Raw genomic sequence first — 2,408 nt, 5'->3', positions numbered from 1 at the left:
AGGGGCGCGGGGAACGGCGCGCTCAGCGCTCACCCACCCCGCGGACGGCGAACGTCACTCACCAACCCGCCCCCTCCCGCGTTCGGCACCGCAGGTATCCGTGCGGCAGAATCGGCCACGATGAGCACCTACCGCGACCTCACCGCCCCCATCGGCTCCCGCAGAGCCACCGCGCTGCGCACGGTCGGCACCCGCGAGCGCCGCTCCCACCTGACCGCACCCCGCGTGCCCACGGTCGGGATCGACATCGGCGGCACCAAGGTGATGGCGGGCGTCGTCGACGCGGACGGCAACATCCTGGAGAAGCTCCGCACCGAGACCCCGGACAAGTCCAAGAGCCCCAAGGTCGTCGAGGACACGATCGTCGAACTGGTCCTGGACCTGTCCGACCGGCACGACGTGCACGCGGTCGGCATCGGCGCGGCCGGCTGGGTCGACGCCGACCGCAACCGGGTCCTGTTCGCCCCCCACCTGTCCTGGCGCAACGAGCCGCTGCGCGACCGCATCGCCGGCCGCCTCGCGGTGCCCGTCCTCGTCGACAACGACGCCAACACCGCCGCCTGGGCGGAGTGGCGCTTCGGAGCGGGCCGCGGCGAGGACCACCTCGTCATGATCACCCTCGGGACGGGCATCGGCGGCGCCATCCTGGAGGACGGCCAGGTCAAGCGCGGCAAGTACGGCGTCGCGGGCGAGTTCGGCCACATGCAGGTCGTCCCCGGCGGTCACCGCTGCCCGTGCGGCAACCGCGGCTGCTGGGAGCAGTACAGCTCCGGCAACGCGCTGGTCAGAGAGGCGCGCGAGCTGGCCGCGGCGGACTCCCCGGTGGCGTACGGGATCATCGAGCACGTCAAGGGCAACATCGGTGACATCACCGGCCCGATGATCACCGAGCTGGCCCGCGACGGCGACGCCATGTGCATCGAACTGCTCCAGGACATCGGCCAGTGGCTCGGCGTCGGCATCGCCAACCTCGCCGCCGCCCTCGACCCCTCCTGCTTCGTGATCGGCGGCGGCGTCTCGGCCGCCGACGACCTGCTCATCGGCCCCGCGCGCGACGCGTTCAAGCGCCAGCTCACCGGACGCGGCTACCGCCCCGAGGCCCGCATCGTCCGCGCCCAGCTCGGCCCCGAGGCCGGCATGGTCGGCGCCGCCGACCTGGCCCGCCTGGTCGCCCGCCGCTTCCGGCGCGCCAAGCGCCGCCGCGTGGAGCGCTTCGAGCGCTACGAACGGTTCGCCGAGGCCGCCCGCCGCGCCACCCGGGACACCGCGTGACCGCCGCCCCGGCCCACCGCTCCGCGTCCTCGGACGAGCCGCCCCGCCCGCCCGAGACGCGCGGCCACGTGATCCGCCGCCGCGCGATCACCCTGCTGATCATCGGGCTGCTCATCGGCGTCCCGGCCGGCTATCTGGTGATCTCCGCCAACCAGAGCCGCGACAGCGGCAAGGACAAGGAGGCGAAGTACTCGGCGACCGGCCTCACCGAGGCCTGGCCCTCCAAGGTGCAGCAGCGTCTCTACCAGGTACCGGTGCCGCACCCGTCAAACAAGGTCGCCTACTACGAGACGAACAACTGGCGCACCAGCCGCCTCTACGTCCAGTTCCAGACCACCCACCAGGGACTGGACGACTTCCTCGCCGCACTCGGCCACAGCCGGTCCGACCTGGAGAAGGACGCCATCACCATCAGCGAGCGCGACCGCTCCATCACCGGCTGGAAGTTCTCCGGACCGGGCTCCCGGCCCGGCGACTACTACGGCTTCATCCGCAAGCAGAAGGCCCCCCAGCCCACCCAGGACGTGGTGGTGAACACCGGGAACGCGATCTTCCCGATGGTGTACGTCGTCTCGCGCACCGTCCCCTAGGACATCGGGGCGCCGGCCCCCGCGGGCCCTTCTCGTCCACCCCGAGGCGGTGGCCGGAGCCGATTGTCAGACCCCGCCCGTAGAGTCGAAGACGACTGATCCGACACGCGGGCGGGAGGTGGACACAGCGTATGAGCGACACGACAGCGGTCGCCGGTCACCCGGCGGAGCCGATCGGCGCGCGCCTCGCCGCCGTCTTCCTGCCCGCGTCCCTCCCGCGCGAGGGCCGGATCGCCTTCTGGGACCCCGACGAAGACCCGCTGCCCGACGCCGCGTCCGCCGGCCGCACCGAACTCACGGAGCTGACCGTCGTCCGCCGCCACGGGACCTCGGTCCGCCGCCGGCAGACCGCCGCCCTGTCCCTGCCTGTCGAGACGGCCCTGCCGCTCCTGGTGCGTGCCCGGCACGACCCCGCCGCCCACCCCGCGACCGCCTGCTGGGGCGCCGCCGCCCTGCACGCCCTGCGGCTCGCCGCCCGCGGCCGGCTGCTGCCCGGCCTCACCCCGGCCGGCCACGACGCCTGGCGGGCCGGGGTGAGGCCGGGCA

Annotated in this window: 2 protein-coding genes and 1 pseudogene; all 3 read left to right on the top strand. The window is 73.6% G+C overall.

The genetic code is table 11. From position 1 onward, the window contains the following. Nucleotides 1-120: 120 nt before the first annotated feature. Nucleotides 121-1,272, top strand: a complete 1,152-nt coding sequence (locus tag BZL64_RS22550; RefSeq protein WP_086771016.1) for an ROK family glucokinase — start codon at nucleotides 121-123, stop codon at nucleotides 1,270-1,272. Beyond that, nucleotides 1,269-1,862: a sugar kinase gene (locus tag BZL64_RS22545; RefSeq protein WP_086771015.1), complete on the top strand. Its 594-nt coding sequence runs from the start codon at nucleotides 1,269-1,271 to the stop codon at nucleotides 1,860-1,862. The genes BZL64_RS22550 and BZL64_RS22545 overlap by 4 nt, the downstream gene beginning before the upstream one ends. 131 nt (nucleotides 1,863-1,993) lie before the next feature. Further along, nucleotides 1,994-2,408: pseudogene (locus BZL64_RS22540) on the top strand (ATP-dependent helicase); the annotation flags it as partial.

The sequence above is a fragment of the Streptomyces bobili genome (assembly GCF_002154575.1).
Classification (GTDB): domain Bacteria; phylum Actinomycetota; class Actinomycetes; order Streptomycetales; family Streptomycetaceae; genus Streptomyces; species Streptomyces bobili.
Note: the sequence above shows the minus strand (reverse complement) of the source record. Positions and strands in the feature narration are given on the sequence as shown.